Source organism: Paraburkholderia sp. RL17-337-BIB-A (genome assembly GCF_046025895.1).
GTDB lineage: Bacteria > Pseudomonadota > Gammaproteobacteria > Burkholderiales > Burkholderiaceae > Paraburkholderia > Paraburkholderia fungorum_C.
This window is the reverse complement of the sequence record NZ_JARESY010000002.1, coordinates 1,915,828-1,931,854: the sequence shown is the minus strand read 5'-3', so window position 1 is coordinate 1,931,854 and position 16,027 is coordinate 1,915,828. Positions and strand designations below refer to the sequence as shown.

Annotated in this window: 13 protein-coding genes and 2 pseudogenes; 10 read left to right on the top strand and 5 right to left on the bottom strand. The window is 57.6% G+C overall.

What is annotated here, in order from left to right; genetic code table 11:
* Window positions 1-11: 11 nt before the first annotated feature.
* The 5 genes from P0D84_RS29530 to P0D84_RS29510 all read left to right on the top strand — a co-directional run bounded on the left by P0D84_RS29530 (window position 12) and on the right by P0D84_RS29510 (window position 5,847).
* Window positions 12-302 (top strand): DUF1427 family protein, encoded by a 291-nt coding sequence (locus tag P0D84_RS29530; RefSeq protein WP_408342473.1) that lies wholly within the window; start codon window positions 12-14, stop codon window positions 300-302.
* A complete protein-coding gene (locus P0D84_RS29525; protein WP_408342471.1) occupies window positions 299-2,188 on the top strand; it encodes an amidohydrolase in 1,890 nt (629 codons plus the stop codon). The genes P0D84_RS29530 and P0D84_RS29525 overlap by 4 nt, the downstream gene beginning before the upstream one ends.
* Window positions 2,167-2,622, top strand: a complete 456-nt coding sequence (locus tag P0D84_RS29520; protein ID WP_408342469.1) for a DoxX family protein — start codon at window positions 2,167-2,169, stop codon at window positions 2,620-2,622. The genes P0D84_RS29525 and P0D84_RS29520 overlap by 22 nt, the downstream gene beginning before the upstream one ends.
* A 335-nt stretch (window positions 2,623-2,957) precedes the next feature.
* Window positions 2,958-4,394: an alginate export family protein gene (locus P0D84_RS29515; RefSeq protein WP_408342467.1), complete on the top strand. Its 1,437-nt coding sequence runs from the start codon at window positions 2,958-2,960 to the stop codon at window positions 4,392-4,394.
* A 94-nt stretch (window positions 4,395-4,488) separates the two neighbouring features.
* On the top strand, window positions 4,489-5,847 hold the full coding sequence (locus P0D84_RS29510; protein WP_408342465.1) for a cation:proton antiporter: 1,359 nt from the start codon (window positions 4,489-4,491) through the stop codon (window positions 5,845-5,847).
* A gap of 102 nt (window positions 5,848-5,949) precedes the next feature.
* Here the strand turns inward: P0D84_RS29510 and P0D84_RS29505 are convergent, their stop codons facing one another.
* Both P0D84_RS29505 and P0D84_RS29500 read right to left on the bottom strand, forming a co-directional pair.
* Complete coding sequence (locus tag P0D84_RS29505) at window positions 5,950-6,087, bottom strand: hypothetical protein (RefSeq protein WP_408342464.1); 138 nt, start codon at window positions 6,085-6,087, stop codon at window positions 5,950-5,952.
* Window positions 6,088-6,223: 136 nt separating this feature from the next.
* Window positions 6,224-7,324 (bottom strand): IS5 family transposase, encoded by a 1,101-nt coding sequence (locus tag P0D84_RS29500; RefSeq protein ID WP_408342462.1) that lies wholly within the window; start codon window positions 7,322-7,324, stop codon window positions 6,224-6,226.
* A 467-nt stretch (window positions 7,325-7,791) separates the two neighbouring features.
* Here P0D84_RS29500 and P0D84_RS29495 point away from each other — a divergent pair.
* From P0D84_RS29495 to P0D84_RS29475, 5 genes and pseudogenes are all read left to right on the top strand, one after another.
* A pseudogene (locus P0D84_RS29495) lies at window positions 7,792-8,031 on the top strand (SOS response-associated peptidase family protein); the annotation flags it as partial.
* 27 nt (window positions 8,032-8,058) lie between these two features.
* On the top strand, window positions 8,059-8,535 hold the full coding sequence (locus P0D84_RS29490) for a hypothetical protein (protein ID WP_408342460.1): 477 nt from the start codon (window positions 8,059-8,061) through the stop codon (window positions 8,533-8,535).
* Window positions 8,536-9,846: 1,311 nt separating this feature from the next.
* Window positions 9,847-10,289: pseudogene (locus P0D84_RS29485) on the top strand (recombinase family protein); the annotation flags it as partial.
* Between the two features lie 86 nt (window positions 10,290-10,375).
* Window positions 10,376-10,813 carry an integration host factor subunit alpha gene (locus P0D84_RS29480; RefSeq protein WP_408342458.1) on the top strand — a complete coding sequence of 146 codons (438 nt, stop codon included), beginning with the start codon at window positions 10,376-10,378 and terminating at the stop codon, window positions 10,811-10,813.
* Between the two features lie 250 nt (window positions 10,814-11,063).
* Complete coding sequence (locus P0D84_RS29475) at window positions 11,064-11,795, top strand: 2OG-Fe(II) oxygenase (protein WP_408342456.1); 732 nt, start codon at window positions 11,064-11,066, stop codon at window positions 11,793-11,795.
* A gap of 266 nt (window positions 11,796-12,061) precedes the next feature.
* Here the strand turns inward: P0D84_RS29475 and P0D84_RS29470 are convergent, their stop codons facing one another.
* From P0D84_RS29470 to P0D84_RS29460, 3 genes are all read right to left on the bottom strand, one after another.
* Window positions 12,062-13,921, bottom strand: coding sequence for a phospholipase D-like domain-containing protein (locus tag P0D84_RS29470; protein ID WP_408342454.1), 1,860 nt, complete (start codon window positions 13,919-13,921; stop codon window positions 12,062-12,064).
* Window positions 13,922-14,057: 136 nt separating this feature from the next.
* On the bottom strand, window positions 14,058-14,633 hold the full coding sequence (locus tag P0D84_RS29465) for a hypothetical protein (RefSeq protein WP_408342452.1): 576 nt from the start codon (window positions 14,631-14,633) through the stop codon (window positions 14,058-14,060).
* Between the two features lie 204 nt (window positions 14,634-14,837).
* Window positions 14,838-15,518, bottom strand: a complete 681-nt coding sequence (locus P0D84_RS29460) for a DUF2278 family protein (protein ID WP_408342450.1) — start codon at window positions 15,516-15,518, stop codon at window positions 14,838-14,840.
* Between the last annotated feature and the right edge of the window lie 509 nt (window positions 15,519-16,027).

Below are 16,027 nucleotides of genomic sequence, written 5' to 3'. Positions count from 1 at the left end.
AGGGTTGGTCGATGAAAGCTTATGTGCTTTCGCTGCTCGCTGGAATACTGGTAGGCGTGGTCTATAGCTTGATTGGCGTGACGTCACCGGCGCCTCCTATCGCCGCCCTCGTAGGCCTTTTAGGCATACTCGGGGGCGAGCAAATTTTCCCGGTTGCAAAAAAGATGCTTTCCGGAGCCAACCTTCGTGTGGCGTGGAGGGAGGAGCATTGCAATCAACACCTGTTTGGGTCTTTGCCCGGCCGGGACTCCGGGAGCCCTCGGCCCACGGCGGGAGTATCGTCTGAGGAGAAGCATTCATGACGTCTCAGCTAGATTCGCCAGACCTGATTCTTTTTAATAGCCGGTTCACGACACTAGATAAATCGAAGCCAACTGCCACTGCAGTTGCTATCAGGGACGGCAAATTCATCGCCGTTGGTAGCGACAGCGAGATAAGGCAGCTCAAGTCCGATAGCACACGCGCTGTCGACCTGAAGGGACGCTCGGCGCTTCCGGGGTTAATCGACAACCATCTCCACATCATCCGTGGCGGGCTGAATTTCAACATGGAGCTCCGGTGGGATGGTGTGCGCTCATTGGCGATTGCGATGGACATGCTGAAGGCGCAGGTTGCTATCACGCCGCCCCCTCAATGGGTACGAGTCGTCGGGGGATTCACGGAGCACCAGTTCGACGAACGTCGCCTGCCGACCATCGAAGAACTGAACGCTGCAGCACCGGACACGCCGGTTTTCATGCTGCACCTCTACGACCGCGCGCTACTGAACGTTGCGGCGCTGCGAGTGGTGGGCTACACGAAGGACACGCCTGAGCCCCCTGATGGCGAGATTGTGCGCGATAGCGCGGGCAATCCGACAGGGTTGCTCCTGGCGAAGCCCAACGCGGCCATCCTCTATGCGACGTTGGCGAAGGGGCCCAAGCTTCCTCTCGAATATCAGCTGAACTCGACGCGGCATTTCATGCGCGAGCTGAATAGACTGGGCGTCACCGGAGCCATTGATGCCGGCGGCGGTTTCCAGAACTTCCCGGAGGACTATGAGGTCGTCAAGAAGCTTGACGCTGAGGGACTGCTGACCATCAGGCTGGCCTACAACCTGTTCACTCAAAAGCCCAAGGGTGAGAAAGAAGACTTCGTCAACTGGACGAAGACGTCGAAGTATAAGGACGGGAACGACTACTTCCGGAACAACGGCGCAGGCGAGATGCTCACGTTCTCGGCGGCGGACTTCGAGGACTTCAGGGTGGCGCGCCCGGACATGCCTCCGGAAATGGAGGGCGACCTCGAAGGGGTCATCCGCGTGCTCGTGGAAAATCGCTGGCCGTGGCGCATGCATGCGACGTACGACGAGACCATCAGTCGTGCGCTCGATGTGTTCGAAAAGGTAAACCGCGATACACCCCTTGCCGGGCTGAACTGGTTCTTTGACCACGCGGAAACGATTACAGAAAAGTCGATGGACCGTATCGCTGCTCTCGGTGGGGGGATTGCGGTCCAGCATCGAATGGCGTACCAGGGCGAGTATTTCGTCGAGCGATATGGTGAGAAGGCAGCTGAGGGAACGCCGCCTGTTGCGCGAATGCTCGAGAAAGGGATTCATACGTCAGCCGGGACCGACGCGACGCGAGTTGCGTCCTACAACCCGTGGGTCTCCCTGTCCTGGTTGGTGACCGGCAAGACGGTCGGCGGCCGGCGCATTTATCCCCAGCGCAACTGTCTGGACCGTGAGACGGCCCTGCGCATGTGGACCGAGAAGGTCACCTGGTTCTCGAATGAAGTCGGCAAGAAAGGGCAGATTGCAGTGGGTCAGCTCGCGGACCTTATCGTCCCTGACCGCGACTTCTTTGCCTGCGCCGAGGACGACATCGCTGGCACGTCGTCTTTACTTACGGTCGTAGGCGGCAAGGTTGTGTACGCGACTGGCGAATTCGCCTCGCTGGACGATAGTCCGCCACCTCCGGCGATGCCTGACTGGTCACCGGTGCGAAAGTATGGCGGATTTGCCGCGTGGAAGCAGGGCGGCGAATCGGGCACGCCGCTTCAGCAGGTGGCGTCCACAGCATGTGACTGCGCGCGCGCTTGCGGCGTTCACGGTCACGACCATCGGCGCGCGTGGCTCGGCAATGCGCCGACGTCGGACTACAAGGGCTTTTGGGGAGCACTGGGATGCGCGTGCTGGGCGGTCTAGAGCGAGGGCCAGTGGCAGACAGTCCATCTTGGGTAGCGGCGCTGCTGCGTCAACCGTGGGTGATGCCATTGGTCCGCATCTGTCTCGTCTCAGCGTACCTCATTGGCGGCGTCACCAAGCTGATGCATTTCGACGCCGCGCTCGCTGAGCAGGTGCACTTCGGTCTCCATCCTGGGTGGCTTTGGGCTATCTTGGCAATTTTCGTGGAGATAGCCGGCTCCCTGTGCATCATCTTCAACAGGTTCACGTGGCTCGGAGCGGGAGCGCTGGCTACATTGACGGTGGTGGCGATGCTCGTGGCGAACAACTTCTGGCGTCTGGAAGGTGTGGCGCGCTTCATTGCGTTGAACAGCTTTTTCGAGCACCTCGGGCTGATTGCCGCCTTCTTGATGGTCACCTATCTGGCTAGCGGTGAGCGACGCTCTCGCGTCTAAAAAAACAGGACAGGAAACTCACTATCATGCGCAGCTTTCAATCCCTCGGTGTCGCCGTTGCTCTGGCTTACAGAAACTTTGGCTTCCGGGCTCTACTGTTGCCGGTAATCGGGCTCGCCTGGCTGGCAATGCACGCGTGGATGCACCGGAACGCGGTAGTAACCTTGCCTCTTGACACCTTCTCCTGCGCGCGCAATCGCTGGTCGTGCTACAGGGAGGGAGGCATCGACGGGCCTTGATGACATCTGAAAAGTGCGTGGGGTATGCGATGGCGGAGGGCTCCTCTCCATAGAGGTTGGAAGAACAATGTTTGACAGGGCGGGAGGCCAGGTGGGATGCAACTCGCAGCATATATAGGGATTGCCGTTGCTGGGCTTGCGCTCGGGTTCTGTGAAGACACGCGGGCGGATGACGAGGGGCAACCATCTCAGCAGAGCGGCACGCCGACTGAGACGTGTGACGCCAAGCGGCCGGTTGTGATGTTCAATCGCTGGCAAGAAGATTGGTCCGTTCTCGCGAATCCTTGTGTACCGCGCAAGCCACTCGACAGCCTGAAATATATCCCGCTCGGAGGTGACCCATATTCGTATCTGTCGCTGGGTGCCAATTTACGCGAGCGCTTCGAGTTCAGCGGGACACCGCTTTTCGGGCTCGGCTCGGCAGGCTCCGATAGCTACGTGATTCAGCGAGCGCAGGTTCATGCTGACGCCCGCATCGGCCAATATCTGCAATTTTTTGTCCAACTCGAGGACGCAAGAGCCTTCGGTAAGAACCAGGTGAAGACGACAGACAAGAATCCGCTCGATCTGGAGCAGGCGTTCGTTGCCTGGGTGAGTCCGCTCGGCCCGGGAACGATAAAGTTGCGCATTGGGAGGCAGGAAATGGCCTTCGACCTGCAGCGATTTATCTCTGTGCGTGACGGTCCAAACGTGAGGCAGGCATACGATGCACTATGGGCGGACTACGAGTACGAGAAGTGGCGGTTCATCGGCTACGCGACGCGACCGGTTCAGTACCGCGACATCTCGGCATTCGACGACACGTCGAATCGCCATTTGACGTTTAGCGGCGTGCGTTTCGAACGTCAGGGCGTGGGGCCAGGAGACCTGTCTGGATATTATTCGCTTTACACCCGTGCCGGTGCGCAGTTCCTTGATGCGCAAGGCGATGAGCATCGCAATGTATTTGACCTGCGATATACGGGGAAAATCGCTGCCACAGATTGGGACGTGGAGTCGATGTACCAAACGGGCCACGTCGGCGACAAGACGATTGCTGCATGGGCGGTTGGCTCGCTGTTTGGCTATACGCTCGATTCTCCCTGGAAGCCACGGTTCGGTTTGCAGGTTGATGCGGCATCCGGTGACCGCCATTTGAACGACGGCCGCGTCGAGACCTTCAATCCGCTTTTCCCGAACGGTTATTACTTCACGTTGGCGGGCTACACGGGGTATGCAAACCTCATCCATGTCAAACCCTCGATTACGCTCAAACCGTCCAGCAAGCTAGCCTTGTTGTTTGCCGTTGGATTCCAATGGCGGATGAGCACGAACGACGCGGTTTATCAGCAGGGAAATGCTGTCGTCCCGGGTACTGCTGGCCACGGCACGCGATGGACTGGCGCCTACGCACAAATACGTGCTGACTGGACGGTGGCGACCAACCTGATTGCATCCGTTGAGGCAGTTCATTTCCGGGTCGGAGATTCCATCCGCGAACTGGGCGGGAGTAACTCCGACTATGTTGGGCTGGAGTTGAAGTATGGCTGGTAGTGTCACGCGGGCGAGGCCCGAGCGCCGTATCATGCGAGAGAAAAACAAACTTTAGCTGCCTGTCAAGGCAGCGCTCGTGCTCTCGGAATTGCCCATGGATAATGTCCAGTTTTTCCATTACCTGCTAGTGCTGATGGCGGGCGCGTGCGTTCTGACCTGGCTCGCGGACCGTGTGGCATTTCCTCCCGCTCTCGCGCTCCTGGTCGGCGGATGTTGCGCAGCCCTCATTGGAGGGCGCTCTCTGGAGCTTGACCCTGGCCTGGTGCTTGCAGCAATCCTTCCGCCGTTGCTGATGTCCAGCGCGTTCTATACCGCATGGGATGACTTTCGCAGGGAAGTCGGCCCAATCATTTCGCTTGCACTGGGAGCCGTGCTGTTTACGACGGTTGTCGTCGCAGCCGTTGTCCACACGGTCAATCCATCTCTGCAGTGGAGCGCGTGCTTTGCTTTGGGCGCCATCGTGTCTCCGCCTGATGCAGTTGCGGCGAAGGCCATACTCCAGCGGAATCCGCTGCCAGGCAGGTTGGTCACGACGCTCGAGGGGGAAAGCCTCGTCAACGACGCGTCCGGTCAGTTGCTGTACCAGATAGCCATTTTGTCCGCGTCAACGGGCAATATCACGCTGTCAAGGGGCGGCAATCTCTTTATCTCGCTGACTGCCATCGGGATCACAATCGGGGCGCTCAGTGGCACTCTGATGACCTGGTTGATAGCCAGAATAGAAGACGTCGCTATCGGCATCACCGTGACGTTCATCATGGCGTGGGCAAGCTACGCCCTCGCTGAGGAAATGGGCGGCTCTGGCGTGCTCTCGGTTGTGACGTGCGGACTGATATTAGGGATTTGCCAGCATAGGGTTTTCGGCGCGAGCATGCGACTGAAGGCGAAGGCCACGTGGGAAGCTGCGGAGTTCGTTCTCAACTCTCTGGTGTTTATCCTTATCGGGCTCGCACTGCGAGGCATCATGGTCCGCATGCAGCAGCAAGATTCGTTACTTGTCGACGGACTGAAGATGGCAATACCGACCATCGTCGCTACGTTCGTTGCGAGACTGGTATGGGTTGGCGTCATGATGTACGTTCCGGGGCAACTGCTCAAGAAGACCAATCCCGTTCGAGCCTGGTCATTTCGGGAGGCTGTGATTCTCTCATGGGCAGGTATACGAAGAGTAGTCACCCTCGTGGCCGCACTCGCGTTGCCCAACGACTTTCCCGCGCGAGACCTTATTGTCTTCAGCGCCTTCTCGCTCATCATTTCCACTCTGGTCATTCAGGGCGGGACGCTCTCCCTTTTGATTCGCCTCATTCGGATTCGACCGGTGGGGCGTCAGACGATGTCTGAACTGGAGGCGAGGTCGAAAACATTTAATGCGGCGTTGCAGGAGCTATCAGCGAGAAAGGCAGGCAGAGAGAAAGTAGATGATGTCGCGCTCGAGCGGCTCCTCGACGAATAAAAGGTTCGAGTGGGCAATAACGAACGAGCCCATCGCGAAGGAGCCCAGCGGGCCGATGTCAGAGCGCGACAACTACGCCTGGAACTCGACATGGTGAGCGTTTCACGTCGGGAGCTTTTGCAGCTCAAGGATGCAGGTCGCATCGACGATGCTGTCCTGCATCGGATAGAAGCCGAACTTGATTTCGAAGAGATGAGGCTCTTGCGCCTGCTTGAGCCTTAGCAGGCTGCGGAAATACACCCCTCCTGAAACAAGGCCCTTCGCTCTGCGCGGCTACCGCCGCGCAATTTCTGCATTGCGAAATTTCAACGCGAATCCAGCTTGTTTTTCGACGGTTTGAGGCCTGTTTTTCGCCTCATGACCGCAATTTCTGCCACTACGGGCGGACCTGTCCTAGCGAACGCATGCGCACGAGGTTGTAGGCGGCCATGTTCAGCACGAACATCTGGTCGACTTTCTTCAACCCGCGCACCATCAACTGGCGCATGCGCCCCACGGTCTTCGCCCACCCAAAGCCTTGTTCGATCAGCTTGCGCTTTTGCTGCGATATCGCGTAGCCCACACTGCGCGCAATCTCATCGGGCACGGCCGAACGGCGACCCGACGTGTTCTGCGCCACGTGCGGCGTGACCTTCATCTGCTGGCAAGCTTCGATGAACTCCTCTGCGTCGTAACCCTTGTCCGCGCCCAGCGTGATTTGCGCAGCCGCATCGCTCGCCGCCTGCCGCGCATCGTTGATCATGACCTTGGCCGCTTCACGTTCGGCATGTCCGTCAGCACAGCTCACCCGGGCATTGACCACCAGCCCATGGCGGTTGTCGGTCAGCGTGTGGCCCATGTAACGCAATTCGCTGGCCGTCTTGCCCTTGCGGTAAAGCCGTGAATCGGGATCGGTCTTCGACTCGTGCGTTTCGTTGCTCCGCTTGCTGCCCTTGAAGTCGCCCTCGCCGCTGCCACCGTCGTTATCCCTGTCGTCACCGTCCTTGCGCACAAAGCTCTTGTGTCCCGCCCACGCCTGGATCAGCGTGCCGTCCACGCTGAAGTGCTCGCCCGACAACCAGTTCTTCTTCTGCGCGACGCCCAGCACTTCGTTGAAGAATTCGACCACCGCATCGTGCCGGATCAAACGCTCGCGGTTCTTCGTGAACACCGTCGGCACCCAGACTGAATCGTCCATCGACAGACCAATAAACCACCGAAACAGCAGGTTGTATTGCGTTTGCTCCATGAGTTGGCGTTCAGACCGGATGCTGTACAGCACCTGCAGCAGCATGGCCCGAAGCAGCTTCTCCGGCGCGATGCTCGGCCGGCCTCCCTTGATGTCGGCCTCGTACATCCCGGCAAACACCCGATCCATCTTCGCCAGCGCCTCGTTCGCCATGACGCGAATCGAGCGCAGCGGATGCGAGGGCGGAACGAAATCGTCCAGCTTGCGCACGGAAAACAAACTCTCGGTAAATGTGTTGGTGCCGCGCATGATCTCCTGGGGGCGGGTGCAGTTCTTACATCAACGCTTTTGCTATCCGTCGCGATGACTTCAGTGCAAGGTATTTCCGCAGCCTGTTAGGGCGTCGCTCTTTCCGACCGCGTCTTGACAGGCGTGCGTCGAGTGACAGAGAGCGACAGTGCCCAAACAAGCTGGTCTTTGGTTCTTTAAAGGAGCGACCATGGAGAGCAAGGTAATGACGGACGAGCAACTGTCATGTGGTTTTCTGGGACTAGCTCGTATTGCATTGACTGTTCGGATTGTTCTGGTTCCGCTGCAATGAATCTTGAGAACCACAACAGCGCAACGCGCAGCGCACGATTCTCGTCGAGGGGCGCTGGGAAGACCGTCAGCGCCGCGCCAGAAGATAGTCTTTGTAGATTTTGCATCTATATTCGAACAAGGGTGGCAGAGGCAACGTGAAGGCCTCAGACGAGTCGTATTCGTTAGACTCGTAGCTTGTCTGCACATGGGCTCGATGGAGCGCACCCGGTCAGCCAGATTTGCTATCTTTTGCGGCTATAACCGATGAGCCACCGCCGGAGGTCGCGGCAACGGGGCATGACCGCTGCATCCTGCCCATAAAGCCCGAGAACATCAATGCGTGGTTGAACCCGGATGCAGCGGAGCTCGCGGCCTCGTACGCAATCCTTGATGACAGGGACCGGCCTTACTACGAACATCGATTGGCTGCGTAACCGTCAGCCCGGAACTCGACTACTGCTATGGTCCACGCGGCTTCCGACCGGAAATCAACAAGAACACGTTCGGCGCTTGAGATCTGCCTGCCGCTTGCCCTGTTCGTCGCGGCCTGCGCCTTGTCGCTTCCAACCCTGCTGATTGCTTTCCTCTGGATAACGATCGGCGTGATGGCGCTCGGACATCGTCCCCTTGAGAGCTTTCCTTCAACCGGTGTTCGTCGGGAGTGGCTCCGGGGGTATCGCGCAGCGTTCGTGTGGTTCTATCACCTGGCTTGGTGGCCTTGGTACATGCGCTCGTCGGTCCGAGACATCGCCGGTCAGATCGGAGCGGCGATGTGTCGGGCGAAGAAATCACAGGGTAAAGGGCCGGATAGCCCGTCAGACCACCAGTCAGACGGTGATCGTGAGTTAATGCGCGAGAGAGATGACGGTGACGCGTCCCAATCTATCGATCTCCCCGATCTTGCACCTTTTGATCGTTACACAATTGTCCTACGATAAAGTAATTGAGGCGCCACTGTTGGCTCGCCGAACGACGACAAGGAGCGACATGCCATGCACGCTGATCCCGTGGAATACGAGGCGTCGACGATCATGCCTCTCGCTCCGGTTTCCATCCCGGGCTACGCAGCAACTGCGATAGTCACGCACCGGAACGGCAAACGCGAAACATTTGGCATTCTTGGTTACTTCGCATCCGAGAGCGCAGCATGCAGGTTTGCCATTGAATACGCAAAAGCGCATATCGACGGTCGGCGACGCCTGAGGCCGCCGTTTTCCCTTCGGTAAGTCAGCGCCGGCCGTTTGTGCCACCGGAGTTAGTGGCGCCGGATGGCTCGCGCAAATGCTGGAGCGATTCCGGATGCATAAAAAAAGCCGCAGACATTGCTGCGGCCCAAACACACACGCTGCGCAGGGAGCGCTGACGTCGGTTCCATCCTACACATCCGTGTTTCTGAAGCAATCAGGTGTCTCATCCGAATATTTGCAATAGGCCGCATTGTCGAATCTGACGTTGCGCGGGCTTTCATCAATCGCTGATGCAAGTGTTGCGGTATGGCCACAGGGACGGTCGATTGGCGCTCAAATCTCACACAAGCGACGTCATTGATCAAAGACTGGCGATGTCCCGCTGAAACGGCCGTGGGGCAAGGCAAGCTACTGGGTAGCGATTTCAGACGCTGGTCGAGTGGCCGCTGAAAGACGGATCTCGGACACGCATGTTCTCATTTCGAACGGCGAGTCAGGGTCGCCAGCGGTCAGTCATGGCGGCGCTGTTCCCCAGTAAGCGATCAATAAACCCGCCCGTTGCTCGGGAAGGCGTAAACATTATGCGCGAGGGTGCTTACGTGCCAACCCCTGTCTCACAGAAAATCATGCTGATTTACCGATCTAAGGCGTCGCGCCGACTTCGCTTCGTATGAGCTGACCATGGTATTACGACATGGACATCGGCAACGCGCGACCAGAACAGGCATCGTTTATCATTCGCGCTGGACATCGACAGGTAACCACGTATGGGTAAGGCCAGCCGCAAAAAAATCGCTCATCGTCGCTCCGTCTGGGCGCCCGACGGCGGAGTGGCGCCGCCCGGAATCCGCCTCGTTGCCGCCGATTTGTACCTATGCCTGTAATCGAAACATTTTTAGAGGGGGACGGATGGACCGATGCAGAGTTTTACTCTGGCCCAGATCGAACGGGCCATTCAGTACTGGCACAGACACCACGATCACGCGCGGCTGCTGAACCACAACAGTTCGGATGGCGCACGCCAGGAGCAGTTGCTGACAGCGCTCTATGGACGGATGCTCCAAGCGGCGAATCGTGGCCGAGAGCATCAGTGTCAGTGTCGCAGCGAATGACCGTCCGCAGTTCGCGAGGCTGCTCGACCGGCTCGAACTCGGCGACGTGCTCATCGTGACGAAGCTGGACCGGCTGGGCCGCAATGCCGTGGACGTGCGATCGACGGTTGAGCGACTCGCTGCCGAGAGGGGGGCGCGTTCACTGTCTCGCGCTCGGTGGCGCCGATCTGGCGAGTGCCGCCGGTAAAATGACCATGGGCGTGTTGATCGCGATCGCCGACTTTGAACGCGACCTGCTGATCGAGCGAACGCATGCAGGTGTTGCCCGCGCACGCGCAGAAGGCAAGCCGCTGGAACGCTCGTCCGCACTGATCGGTCTCCCAGCTCGCGCGCGACTACGGCACGACGCGGCAGTCCATCATGCGGGCGCGCGAAAGGGCGGCGCCAGCCTGATTTTCGTCAGATGCGCGCATTGCTCGTGGCGGCGGTGCGGGATAGCTGCGCCCCGTCCCTCATCATCGCCACACGGCTTTATCGATATGGACCAAATGGAAGCAACTGAACTGGAAGCCCTTGTTTCCGCGCAACGCAGTGCCATGCTATCCGATAGCCCGACCTCGAATATCGCTGCGTCCACCGAAACGCCAACGCCCAAGAAGGCCGAACTGATCGACCTGCTCTGCGACCGCGCAGCTCTTAACGCGCAGGAAGCGAGGGAGATGGTCACGGCTCTTTTCGAAGTGATCAGCGATGCGCTGGAAAGTGGTGAAAACGTGCTGCTGTCCGGCTTCGGGGGTTTTCGATTGCGTGACAAACCGCAGCGCCCCGGGCGCAATCCGAAAACCGGAGAAGCGATTCCGATTCGGGCTCGACGAGTTGTCACGTTTCATGCAAGTCAGAAGCTCAAGACGCAGGTTGAAACCCGTGGCGAACAGCGTCGCTGTGACTCACCGCAAGCGACCCGCTTCCGCCGTTAGGTCCGACGTCGTCCTGATGGCCGTTTTCACGTGTACAAGGGTCGGGCAAAGCCTTCGTTCGAGCATCAGCGGTCGGTATGTCCGGCTCGTGTAGACTGCGCCGATGTCCAAACAGATAGACTACCTCAACCCCGCGCTTCCTCCTGGGCTCCGGCGCGTTTCAATGCCTGTGGTCGACGCGGCCCCACCAACGCCTGATGGTTTTCGCAAGCTTGTAGCAGACCCGAGCGAGACGCGATCGGGAGAGCACGTGAAAGGGGATGAGTTTCTGGAACGACCTCTGACTGAAACGGAAATCGAAGTGCTCGTTGATTGCCTGATCCGCGACGCCGCTCCGGAAGAGGCGATGAATCTCTCGGTGAATTCTCGATCCAGCGAATTCGACATCGCGACGAGTGCGCTCGCCGGCAATGGCTGGTGTGTCGTGCCGAACTTTTTGTCACAGACCCAGACGCAGGCCTTGTCGACCGAATGCATGGACATGCACGACGCGCAGCTGTTGACGCCAGCCCGTGTAGGGGCCGATCGCGCTGCCACGCTCTTGCGCGGCGATAGCACGCGCTGGTTCCAACCTGAGGCGCTGAGCATGCGGCAGCAGGCGTTCGCCGATCGCATCGAAGCGCTACGGGTCGCGCTCAACCGCGACCTGTTTCTAGGCCTGGTCGATAGCGAATCGCACTACGCGGTATATCGGCCAGGCGCCGGATATGCACGCCACCTCGACTGCCTGCGTAACAACGACAGCCGCGTGATCTCAGCCGTGTTCTACCTCAACGAAGGGTGGCAGGACGCCGAGGGCGGCGCACTGCGGCTCTACCTTGCCGATCAGTCATATCACGACGTCTTTCCGCGCGCAGGAACGCTGCTGTTGTTTCTCTCGGCACAGTTTGAACACGAGGTGCTGCCCGCCACGCGCGATCGCATGAGCATCGCATGCTGGATGAGGCAGCGGGTGCACGCCGAGGCGCGTGCGCAGCTGTGATTAACGTTCATGATCGCGATCTTGCGGATCAGGTTGACAATCAGTCGTCGGATTTCGTGAGTGTCCATATCGGCACGGTGCCGACGGGACACGCGCGAAGCCAACGCCGGGTCACGACATTGCACAACTGCCGATAGCTATAATTACATCCTCGCAGGCGGGCTTGAACTTCACGCGTGCCGGGCCGTAGCCGTAGCCGGCCTCAAAGCGAACTCAAGCCGGGTCGTCCGCGTAGCTTGGCGATTTCTGCGTATCGATTCACTACATCAGGCGAACAGCAACCGATCTACGCAGTGAAGGTCGTTGGAGTCGAAGTAGGGCTTTGTCCATCGGTCGTTCGTAGACAAAAACCATTGCGCGTTGGCAGCGGCTTGCGATTTCTGGGCGGCCGGGCTCTTTGTCGTCGTCGCTTTAGCTGGTGAAAGTCGGTCCAGGAAGTCAAAATGGTCCACAAGAGTCAACGCTTCGATTGCAAACGCGGTTGCGACGTCTGGGTCGTAGATGGCCAGCAGATTGTCCCCGTTGTGTGTTTCTCCGCCGAGCGCGAGGTTGGACGAGCCACAATACACTACAGGGTTGTCGCCGTTAAATCCGCATACGACAAACTTGTGGTGGACCTGATGGCCGATGCCTCCAATATTCCGAACCTGGTTAAACGGCGGAGGGAGTATTGTTTTTGTCGGTTTGCCGGTTACCAGAACAGCAGTCTTCTTTCCCGGCGCATACAGATATATACCGCTCGTGCTGTCAGTAATGCCGTAGCTGAATATCTTCTGGTTCTTGTGCACCTGCTTCAGCGCATCGAGTACTGGACCGGTGCCTTGGTCAACTGCCATCACCGCAAACAGAATGCTACCGATCTTGGCGCCTTTCGAGCCTTCCTTGCCGATCCGGTCTGCGATCGACTGGAGCACCTGATTCGCAAAGTCTTCGTTATGAGGTGCAAAAGTGATCTCGGTTTTGGGTGTCGCCGTCGTTGACGTGGAGAAGGTCTCTTGAGAGATCGCAGATGACACGAAATCTCCCAGTTTTGCGCTCCCGGTCCACGCTGTGTTAAACAACTCCGCGTACATGGCAGCAACTTTCTTGTCCGAGTATCCGATAACGTGATTGGAGTTGACGTACAGACCTGTAATTGAGTAGTTGGTCGACCCGGTCAGGACTTTAACGGGCATGTCACCCTGGTAGACGATCAGAATCTTGTCATGTGCAAACCGTCCAAACTTTCCTCGAAGAATCTGGGTGGGTTGCTTTGACCGCTCGGGGGCGTCGGTCTCTGACATACTTTTTGCAACCTTGACAAACTGATCTTCGAACTTGTCCTCTGGTTTTGGTTTTGTTGCGGAATTGTGCAGTGCTGCGTTATCGAGAATGATTCTAATTCGCCCTTGCTTGGCGAGCTGAAGAAAGCTCGAAACTATGGTCGGTTCATTCAAGTCGTAAGCAAAGACGTCGAGGTACTTCGACTTGTCCGCAAGGACGTCGTTCAGGAGGTCAAGAATCTTTTGACGGGCCGTGAAGCCAAGCCACCCGTATTCATCCTCGAAAGTAAATTGCTGGCCTTGCGCATTTGTTCCTGCAACCGTAGATGTATCGAAAACGAGTTCATCCCCGCTCGGTTCGATGGGCGCGTGAAGGCCGAAATGGTTGACAAATGCCTGGGACTGCGTGAACCCGCGCGTGAATCCAAGTTCGATATTTCCTTTAACAAACGGAACGACCTGCACCGACAACGATACGCTGAGATCGGGGTCGAGGGGTTGTAGCACCCCGGCGTCGTTGAAATATCGGGGGGTGGCGGTGTATGTGTATTTACCAAAAAAAGGCGAAATTCCCTGGTGCACCGAACCGGGGATGTGGATCCACCGAAACTTGTGGAAGGGTGCGTTGATGCTAGCGTTTGGCGGTTGACTTTGGTCCTGGGCATGATCTCCCGGAGTCTCAAATCTCAACGTATTTTGAAGAAAGTACGCCGGCTGGCCGTCAGGTTTGCATTGAACAGTGAAACCAGCCAGATTCTTCGCGTCGCGCTTGTCCGGAAGGTTGAAGGCAAGGAGTGTTTTTGCGTCACCGACGAAGGCTTTAAACGCGAGCTTCGTTCCTGATTTCTGGACAAAGGATGGCATGGACTGTTCCCCTATGGCGATGGTATGGACGGTGATTGACTTCTGTTTCTTTTAGGTATGAACCACTGCACGATAATTCCGGGCAAACGCCCGGAAATGCGTCGATTGATCTCGGTTGAAGAGCAGGCCGACCGAGCTAGATACTGCTGGCCGGATCTCCCTGGAGCATGACAGGCGTCACTTGATTGAAATTCCAGGGTACTTCGTTCCCTGGGCGGGTAAATCTAAAGACAACATTGAATCGATCGCCGGGCCAGTGAGATGGGATATTGCCAACGGTCGGGGCCAGTGCGGTTGCGATGTTTGCAATATCCTCGTGTTGCCAGCAGACCAACGTCACGCCGCCCAGCTGAGAAATTGCCGTTGCGAGGTCGATCTCCTGGCCTTTGCCAAAGTTGAGGTTGACTTCGATTCCCAGTTTAGCCGCGAGTGGTGAGACTGTTTCAAGGGGGCGTCGGCTTTTGCTGCCGCTATTGCCCGCAGAGATTTCGGAATGTGTCGCTGGGGCTGAAGCGAATACGACAGCCGGCTTTGGCAACACGCCTGCATGGCCAAGCGAAGGAGCGAACAGCTCCGCCCATACACCCGCCCGTTGCCAACCTCGCGGTGTCAGGGACCTCGAATCAGGGGCTCCCGATCCATCGATTCCACTGTCGCCACCTGCTTCCGGTTTCTCAGCGTGGCGGATAATCAGGACGGTTTTCTCAGGCATTGTTGTTCTCCGCAGGACGGTGTGTCGTGTGGTTCTGCAGTCACGTGTGAGACGTCCTGGTGCGGGCACAGGCGGGGCACAAGCGCTTGTTGGCGGGGCATGCTAACCCTCTGAATTGGACGATCTCTGTGTGCAAGCGTGTAAGGCTCTTAGGTAAAGTACGCTCCAGATCTGTTACTGAATCGGTCGGGCATAACGCATTGCTCACTGATCGGAAGAGTCCGTCGGATTTCCGTGGTCGTCAGTTTTGGTTGCCTGGGACGAGAACCTGACAAAGAGGGCAATCGTTTCGCCGCCTGAAAAGCGAACGAACAAAGCGCCGTCTCCGTTGATACGGTTGTCTTCTGCGAAGTGGCCGCTATTACCCTGCATCATGTGAATATCGTGTACGCCGCGACCCGTGGCGAATCCAACCTGTTCCGTTGTTTGCGAGTCGTCAAATTTGTCGCCCATTGCTACTACTACCGACAAGGAATCCTGCTTTGCACGTTCGATCTGTGCGTCAAGCAGGGCGGAGAGTGTGACTCCGCTGCCATCCGGCGGAATGGGCGCCATTTTTTCGAAAGGAAACAGGTCGTCCCGAACGTAGTCAAGCCCGTTTCCACCGGGCCCATCTGAGAGCGCCTTGAAGCCGTGCACGCCGTCCGTAAGGCTGTTCAGGTCGAGCTTCGTGTTGTTTGAATACTTCGGGTCGAAGAAGGCGAGTACCTCGCTCCCTTCGACAGACTGGATGTTCACGGCAACACGGTATGTCGTGCCAGCTGCGTCAACCAGGATTTCGTAGTGTGGCGAATTTCCGTGCGGGTTTTCCTGGCCATCTGTGATGCGCCCCACCAAAACGCCGTACACATACTTCGATGTAGAGCTGCGGAAGCGGTTGGACATTCTTATTCTCCCGGGTATGGTTGCCCTCGAACAGTCTTCCTGTACGAGATCAATCTCATCCAAATCACGGTAAGCAAACGACATCCCGCCCTCCGATCTTAAGGAAGGGGCAATTCAGGCTGCAAGGAAGGTAAGGCCACGATCCGCAAAATCTGCTTCGCTTCGTATTGGCGCGGATTCAGACGTCGTGATAACTCTAGATCAAAAATGCAGACACAGCGAACTTTTTTCATATGCGTGTCAACAGAGATATTTGAGGACTTTTGTGAACCTTCTGTTACATCCTTGGCATGGCAGAAGAATCTCTGTGTCGATTGTTGCTTTCACGAAGGTCGGTATGCGACTCCTAACAGTGGGCGAGCTTGTTTTGGAACTGTGACGTGGCGACGGCGACTCTGCTCCGCCGACAGAGGCAGGGAGCACGCGTGCGAATCTGCTGTGCCTTCAGCGGACCTCGCCGTTAGGACTGCAATGATACGCATGCGTCGTTTGACTGGATCGCCTGAATT